The sequence below is a fragment of the Pseudoalteromonas sp. P1-7a genome (genome assembly GCF_001401855.1).
GTDB lineage: Bacteria > Pseudomonadota > Gammaproteobacteria > Enterobacterales > Alteromonadaceae > Pseudoalteromonas.
In genome coordinates this window covers 1-328 of record NZ_LKDU01000113.1, presented here as the reverse complement: position 1 = coordinate 328, position 328 = coordinate 1, and the positions used below count along the sequence as shown (strand labels likewise).

Here is a 328-nt window from a genome sequence, read left to right as displayed (position 1 = left end):
CAGTACTTTGTAGCGTGGGTTGAGTATCATGAAACCCACGGGTAAAAGAACGCGACGACCACCTCAGTGCCCAGTGAATCCCATTAAAAAAACATTAAGAGTACTTTGCTATGTGACTCTCCACCGCTGTGGGTACTACGACATCGCAAGGCTCCAAATACGAGAAAGCTTTTACAGCAATGTGATGGTTTTTTACGTCTGAAGGAAAGTAATATTCAGCATTTTCTTCTCTAAAGCGTAGCGCCTCTTTGTGAATAGTATTTTGGCTATCTGAAAATAAGCACACGTAATACATACCCATCCAACACCTACCATCTAGGTCAGGCGA

The 328-nt window shown here is 43.0% G+C and carries 1 protein-coding gene; it reads right to left on the bottom strand.

Annotation, left to right across the window (positions count from 1 at the left end):
* Positions 1-94: 94 nt before the first annotated feature.
* The coding region (locus AN389_RS19735) for a hypothetical protein (RefSeq protein WP_235576007.1) at positions 95-328 on the bottom strand (234 nt) is incomplete at its 5' end.